This is a genomic window from Bacteroides xylanisolvens XB1A (assembly GCF_000210075.1).
GTDB classification, from domain to species: Bacteria; Bacteroidota; Bacteroidia; order Bacteroidales; family Bacteroidaceae; genus Bacteroides; species Bacteroides xylanisolvens.
The window spans coordinates 4,757,468-4,763,467 of sequence record NC_021017.1 but is presented as its reverse complement, the minus strand read 5'-3'; the positions used below and the strand labels follow the sequence as shown (position 1 = coordinate 4,763,467).

Below are 6,000 nucleotides of genomic sequence, written 5' to 3'. Positions count from 1 at the left end.
GAGGAGGAATAACCTTTTTGTGTAAATGTGTTAAGAAACATTCAGCAATATATTGTTGAGTGTTTCTTTTTATCTACTTTTGTATAAAAGTTTAAGTATTAAAAATGAATTATATATGGCTTCTTTTGATTTCAACCCAATAGCGGATTATGTGGTACTAAAATTCAAGTGTCCTGAATGTGGTACTGAAAATGAAACAGATGCACTTTCTGTTCCTACGCCTGATTTTGCAGCAGAAAATCATCGAGATAGTTGCAATTATGATGAGTATGAACATGAATGTTCAAATTGTGGACATATATTTGACATAACAATAAATAATGGAATATATGGAGGCGATGGGGAAATATCAGACGTAGATGATGTTTCGGTAGAAGAGGAGTTTCCAGAGGATGATTACTATGAAGAATTTAAATCATCGTTCTTTGATGAACATGTTGTAGAAACAATTGATGTTTTAGATAAAATAGATGCCTTAGACGAGATTTCACGTAAATTATTGTACCGTACTTTATATGCTAATGTTATCAGTAGTATGGAAGCATATTTGAGTGATAGACTTATTCAAAAAGTATTGTCTTCAGAAGATAATAAACGGCTATTTGTAGAAAACTTTAAGGACTTCAACGACTCTAAAATATCTATCTCAGATATTTTTAAGCAAATGGAAAATTTGGATTCCTATATAAAAAAGACATTACGTGATATTATATATCATAATCTTCCTCGTGTTAAGAACATCTATAAAACAACTTTAAGCGTTGATTTAGGTGATGTGTCTGAATTAATGAAATGCATTAGTATTCGCCATGATATAGTTCATCGAAATGGCAAGGATAAAAATGGAAATCTTCGTGATATTAGCAAGGATGATGTTTCAATATTGGCTCAGAAAGTTTCTGATTTTATTCAAAATATAGAGAACCAATTTCTTATGCAGTCAATAGATGATTCAGAAATAGATTCACTTTTTAACTTATAAACAATAAAACAAGGCTGACATTATCAATCTTGTTTTATATGATGTCTCCAGTGTGAAACTCAAAAATACAGTTATGCCAAACATTGATAATGTATTTAGTATATATGCAGGTCAATTGGAGTTATTACGCCAAAATGGACTAATTGAAAGAACGGGTGAATACATTTGTCCTATTTGCTTAAATAGTTTTAATAAAGAACAATTAAATAAACTATCGATGGAAGATGCACCTCAAGCATCTTTAGGTGGAAAGAAAATTGCTATAACGTGTAAAAAATGCAATAACACTTGTGGACATGAAACAGATATTCATCTTGTGAATTTTATTACCTATTTAGAAGAACAAGAGTTTCTTCCGGGTTCTAATAGACGAGTTAAAATCTTCGATGATGAAACTACTATAAATGCAAATTTAGAAGTTGGAAATACTAAAGAATTAAAGATGATTATTCCTAATAAGATAAACAACCCTAAAGCTTTAACAAATCATCTTTCTAAATTAACAGTAGGAGGTATTATAGATATACAGAACCATCCTCTGAAAATTGACATGAAAAAAGTATCTACGGCAATTTTAAAGAATGCGTATATTATACTTTTTGCTCGTTTTGGATATTCTTTTCTTTTAAATAGCTTCTATGATAGGATAAGAGAACAAATATTAAATCCAGCAAAGCATATTATTCCTGAAAGTCTGTGGACAAAACAAACTTCTATTAGCGTAAAAGATGGTATCTACTTTTCAAATAGCAATGTGTACAGAGGTTTTTTTATAATTTATTCATTGACTAAACTTAGAACACACCATTTTTGTATTTGTATTCCTACACCACAAGTGTATTTTGAAGCCATAGCGTATTACTTTAGAGAATACAAGGCAGGTATACCTATATATATGATGGGGTCTGATGGTATAGATTATTTTCAAAATATAGATAATATAAAGGCATTAAATAAATGGCTGGTTAATTGGAGTTTAGGTTCTCCTGTTTAATATTACTTACTGGATAAGGCTTCTTTACTACTTTCTTTTCCGCTTTGGCTCACAAAAGAAAGAAGTCTGGCTAGATTTCTCCTGCCGGATTTTCTTTTTACTTTTGAGTTTTCAACCAATCATTCTGTAGTCGATAATATTTACCTAATATAGAAAATAGGTTATCATTGAAATGGCAGTAATCATATTGATAATAGATTTGCCCCCTAAATGCGCCTAAACAGCATTTTACATATTTTTCTTCTCCCGGTGTTTGAGTAATGCTTACCCCGTTTTTGTTTAAAGTTTCCATACTACTATAATTTACAATGAGTTATCAGATAATCAGAAGTGAAAGCAGCACAATGAAAATAAACGCCATACAAAGCAGGTAAACGGCAGAGATAAACAGCCGGAGAACGAACCGGATAATAAAAAAGCCTATAATTAGGGCTATCCATATTCCGGTGGTGCTGGTGGCTGCCTGATAGATGATAAAAGCAAGTATGAACCACCGTAAAAAAGTCGTTATCTTATTATATACTTTCATTGTCTTGGTGTGTTGTGGGTGGATTGCTCCACCCGGTTAGTAATCAGGCGCAACGGAAAACAAAACCATTATCCATCCAGTAATCAGTCATAAACAGGTCACGGGCAAAAGCCGAATAATCAAAGTAGGTCTTTGCGAACTCCGGCAGGTCGTAACATTCCTCTACAATTTCATAGGCGTAATCTTCCTCGTCTTTATATTCTCCCTGATATTCATCCTCAAAAGAAGAAATAAGGTCGTCCGCATCTTCTTCGCTTATATCGTTGTTGTGGTGGTCGCACCATACGAAAAACGCTTCCTGCTGGGTTTCACTTAGTTTTTCGATGGCATCCCGAAGCTCAAAGAACTTATCGGAAAGCCAACTTTCGGAAATCAGGGCTTCCGGGATATTCTCGTAATCCTGAAACATAAATTCCGGGTCTTGGTCGTCCTTGTGCAGTTCCCGGCACGCTTCCATAAATTCGTCCTTGTCCGAATAATCGGAAAGGTCTAACCACTTGCCGAAAAGTGAACCACTGTTATACTTGTTGTAAGTACCTACATAAACTCTTGCTTCTGATAAAGTTACTGTTTCCATGACTTTTGAATTTTAATTGTTTACATCGCTTGTCGCCCACCACATAAATTTTTCCTTTAACTGAATGGGAACATTGTCTTTTCAAAGGTTCGGGAATGGTACAGGGCAAATTATTATTTATGAAATACTACCCGTAGGTGTGGAGATTTCTAAAAAATAATTTGAACAGTAACAGGCACGGATATACCTTTGACAATGTTCCAATCAGTTTTAGGGAAAATTTTTCTCTTGTTTAAGAGGATAGAAGTAAAAGCCATCAGGCTTTTTGTATTGGGTAATGAGAGAGTAAAAAAAGGGCTTATAAAAGCCCTTCGTCTGCAAAACTGTAATAGCTTTCTTCTGTTAAGATGATATGGTCTAACAGGTGTAAATCCAAGACCTTGCAGGCTTCATTTATTTTGGTAGTTATTTTTTTATCCGGTTCGCTCGGACGTAGATTGCCCGATGGGTGGTTATGTGAAAGGACTATCCCCGAAGCATGGACTTTTAAGGCGGTTTGCAGGATGATTTTCACGTCCATTACTGTTTCAGCCATGCCGCCTTTAGAGATAAGGGAAATGCCTAAAGCCTTGTTTGCCCGATTGAGGAACATTACATAACTTTCTTCGTGGTGTTCCATACATTCCGCATAGAACGGTTTCAGATAAGTATAGGACGTTTCGGATGAGAGTATTTTCACTCTTTCGGATGCTTTTACATTGTCTTTATAAGAGATAGTGATTTCCGGCATGGTAAATTCTGTTGTTTTCATAACACTTGAATTTTAAATTAAACAATAAGAAATTTTGCCGGACACCCACAGTTTGGCGGGGACTTCAACCTAATCTTTTCAAAAAATACGACCCGTAGGTGTGGAGATTTTTTAGAAAACCGGAACGGCTCGGATTTGGTATTTGTCCCTGCCGGGCTGTAACTTTGCTAAAATTTGTGATTGAGATACATTACTTTAGGGAACTGAAAAAGGGGTATCACTGATGACACCCCTTAGACAACCGAATACCTTAAACCGTTATTCATCATAGGTTCTATATCCTATCGGTTTGCGTGGCTTTGGGTCAGGTTTACTTAGTAATTGGGTAAGTGCTTGGTAAACCTCGCTGAATTGTGCATCCGTACTCTGTTCCAGTTCTTCGATGCGTTTAAGAAGTTCCTCGTAACCGATTGACATTTGCCGCATGAGGACGAAAGCACGCATGATGGAAATATTCACGTCTATGGCAGTCTGACTGCGTAAGACACTACTAAGCATGGCGACACCCTGCTCCAAAAATGCGAGAGGCGGGGTCGGTGTGTGCCGGATATTTTCAGGGAACTTATCACAATTTGTGATAAGTCCCTGCCATTCATCCTTTGTTAGCTGAAAAGCAAAGTCACTGGGAAAACGGGATAAGTTTCTTTTAACTGCCTGTTTCAAAGCTCTTGTTTCAACTTGATAAAGTTCTGCCAAATGGAAATCGAGCATGACCCGGCAACCTCTGACCTCAAAGATTTTGTTTTGGATGATTTGTAAGTCCATAATGTTATTATTTAATGGTGAGTAATTGGAAGCATAAAGGGACTTATCACAAATTGTGATAAGTTCCCCTATATACCTATTTCATAGATACTTCTTTGTAGATTTTTTCAATGCCGACAAATTTCTTGTCAAGTCCCTGCATATCGTTACTTATCTTGTTATTGGTAATGCGGGCGTATATCTGTGTGGTTTCTATGTTGGTGTGTCCCAGCATCTTACTAACAGTTTCAACCGGTACACCTTTTGCAAGAGTAGTTGTCGTTGCAAAAGTATGCCTTGCAAGGTGAAATGTCAAGTTCTTTTTAATCCCGCAAACATCCGCAATTTCTTTCAAATACGCATTTAATTTCTGATTGCTGATTACAGGAAGTATCTTACCATCAGGCAAATTACCTTTATACTTCTTCAATATCATTTTGGGAATATCCAGCAAAGGAACATTTACGTCCGTGTTAGTTTTTTGACGTTTGGTGATTATCCATAAATTACCGTCAAAGGATTTACGAATATTATCTTGCGTAAGATTGGCAACATCTATGTAAGCCAAACCAGTGAAGCAGGAAAAGATAAACAAGTCCCTGACGTTTTCCAACCGTTCAGAAACCATCTTCTTTTTAAGGATGATTTTTATTTCATCCTCTGACAAGTAACCCCTATCCACTTTTTCCAAACGTATTTTATAACTGGCGAATGGGTCGCCTATCAAAATGCCATTATTACGGGCAATCAGGATGATACGTTTGAAAAACTGCATGAACTTGGCGGTCGTGTTATAACCACATTTACAGGTAGTACGCAAATATAACTCGAAGTCTGTAATGAACATCGGTGTTATTTCATTTATCGCAAAATCCGATACATTATATTTGCTTTGGATGAACTCGGCAAGATGGCGGCGGGTCACTTCATATTTACGGTAGGTAGCAATCGTTTTAGATATGCCGACCAACTGCTTAACATCATCATTGTGCTTTTTGAAAAGGGTAAGGACGGTTTCGTGTTTCTCACTGTGTCCCAAAAATTCATTCTTCACCTTTTCGGCTGTTACATAATTGTCACGCCGTTGTTGTTCGTGGTAGATATTGTTCAGGGATGCTTTTATATCATCTAATAAAGCATTGATTTTACCTGCATCCTTACCTTTGGCTTTTCCTGCTGCGATATTCCAGCTATCAGGCAAAATGCTTTGTTTTGTGCTGAACTGGCAAAGTTTACCGTCAATGGTAATTCTTGCCATAATCATAACTTCACCGTTCTTTTTTTCAGAGCCTTTCTTTAAATAGAAAAGGACTTTAAATGTACTCTTCATAACCTCACATTTTTAAGTTGCAAAACTACTAATAACTTGTTAAATGTGAGATAGATAGACGGTGGACAAATTCAGACTTTCTGCGGTCATTTC

Annotated in this window: 8 protein-coding genes; 2 read left to right on the top strand and 6 right to left on the bottom strand. The window is 36.1% G+C overall.

The genetic code is table 11. The features are described from left to right. The first annotated feature begins 115 nt into the window (after nt 1–115). Both BXY_RS18320 and BXY_RS18315 read left to right on the top strand, forming a co-directional pair. The gene (locus BXY_RS18320) at nt 116–982 is read left to right on the top strand and encodes a hypothetical protein (RefSeq protein WP_011107095.1); all 867 of its coding nucleotides are present in this window, start codon (nt 116–118) and stop codon (nt 980–982) included. Between the two features lie 73 nt (nt 983–1,055). Further along, the gene (locus BXY_RS18315) at nt 1,056–1,976 is read left to right on the top strand and encodes a hypothetical protein (protein WP_011107094.1); all 921 of its coding nucleotides are present in this window, start codon (nt 1,056–1,058) and stop codon (nt 1,974–1,976) included. A gap of 97 nt (nt 1,977–2,073) precedes the next feature. Here the strand turns inward: BXY_RS18315 and BXY_RS18310 are convergent, their stop codons facing one another. The 6 genes from BXY_RS18310 to BXY_RS18285 form a co-directional block, all read right to left on the bottom strand. Beyond that, nucleotides 2,074–2,268, bottom strand: coding sequence for a DUF3873 domain-containing protein (locus BXY_RS18310; protein ID WP_011107093.1), 195 nt, complete (start codon nt 2,266–2,268; stop codon nt 2,074–2,076). Nucleotides 2,269–2,292: 24 nt separating this feature from the next. Continuing rightward, nucleotides 2,293–2,505 carry a hypothetical protein gene (locus BXY_RS18305; RefSeq protein ID WP_011107092.1) on the bottom strand — a complete coding sequence of 71 codons (213 nt, stop codon included), beginning with the start codon at nt 2,503–2,505 and terminating at the stop codon, nt 2,293–2,295. A 43-nt stretch (nt 2,506–2,548) separates the two neighbouring features. After that, entirely contained in the window at nt 2,549–3,082 is a 534-nt protein-coding gene (locus BXY_RS18300) for an antirestriction protein ArdA (RefSeq protein ID WP_011107091.1), read from the bottom strand. A gap of 298 nt (nt 3,083–3,380) precedes the next feature. Continuing rightward, a complete protein-coding gene (locus BXY_RS18295) occupies nt 3,381–3,833 on the bottom strand; it encodes a JAB domain-containing protein (RefSeq protein WP_011107090.1) in 453 nt (150 codons plus the stop codon). Between the two features lie 258 nt (nt 3,834–4,091). Beyond that, nucleotides 4,092–4,598, bottom strand: a complete 507-nt coding sequence (locus BXY_RS18290; protein ID WP_011107089.1) for an ORF6N domain-containing protein — start codon at nt 4,596–4,598, stop codon at nt 4,092–4,094. Between the two features lie 76 nt (nt 4,599–4,674). Further along, nucleotides 4,675–5,907, bottom strand: coding sequence for a site-specific integrase (locus BXY_RS18285; protein WP_011107088.1), 1,233 nt, complete (start codon nt 5,905–5,907; stop codon nt 4,675–4,677). Nucleotides 5,908–6,000 lie beyond the last annotated feature (93 nt).

Excerpts from the sequence above, each read along its gene's own strand:
- BXY_RS18320 (WP_011107095.1), top strand. The coding sequence starts at position 116 with ATGGCTTCTTTTGATTTCAACCCAATAGCGGATTATGTGGTACTAAAA.
- BXY_RS18315 (WP_011107094.1), top strand. The coding sequence starts at position 1,056 with ATGCCAAACATTGATAATGTATTTAGTATATATGCAGGTCAATTGGAG.
- BXY_RS18290 (WP_011107089.1), bottom strand. The coding sequence starts at position 4,598 with ATGGACTTACAAATCATCCAAAACAAAATCTTTGAGGTCAGAGGTTGC.
- BXY_RS18295 (WP_011107090.1), bottom strand. The coding sequence starts at position 3,833 with ATGAAAACAACAGAATTTACCATGCCGGAAATCACTATCTCTTATAAA.
- BXY_RS18285 (WP_011107088.1), bottom strand. The coding sequence starts at position 5,907 with ATGAAGAGTACATTTAAAGTCCTTTTCTATTTAAAGAAAGGCTCTGAA.
- BXY_RS18305 (WP_011107092.1), bottom strand. The coding sequence starts at position 2,505 with ATGAAAGTATATAATAAGATAACGACTTTTTTACGGTGGTTCATACTT.
- BXY_RS18300 (WP_011107091.1), bottom strand. The coding sequence starts at position 3,082 with ATGGAAACAGTAACTTTATCAGAAGCAAGAGTTTATGTAGGTACTTAC.
- BXY_RS18310 (WP_011107093.1), bottom strand. The coding sequence starts at position 2,268 with ATGGAAACTTTAAACAAAAACGGGGTAAGCATTACTCAAACACCGGGA.